Below are 248 nucleotides of genomic sequence, written 5' to 3' on the forward strand. Positions count from 1 at the left end.
GCTCGGAATCCCTCTGCCTTGATCGATAATTTGAAGTACATAGCGCGGCCCCCGCCAATAAGCCCGGAGATGAATCTCCGTATGCTCTGCCGAAGCTTTGATCGCATTATCGACAAGATTAACGATGAGAACCTTGATTAAATCGGGATCCATCGGGATCTCACCTTCCTCACAGGCCGAGACGATTTGAATCTCCTTCTGCTTGGCCATCATGTCTAATGTGGGTTGAATCTCCGCCATCATTGCCG

1 protein-coding gene is annotated in these 248 nt (G+C 50.0%); it reads right to left on the minus strand.

The window, feature by feature from the left end:
- The coding region (locus KVT27_RS25670; RefSeq protein ID WP_254636300.1) for an ATP-binding protein at nt 1-213 on the minus strand (213 nt) is incomplete at its 3' end.
- Between the last annotated feature and the right edge of the window lie 35 nt (nt 214-248).

This window comes from Lysinibacillus sp. GbtcB16 (assembly GCF_019091145.1).
GTDB lineage: Bacteria > Bacillota > Bacilli > Bacillales_A > Planococcaceae > Lysinibacillus > Lysinibacillus fusiformis.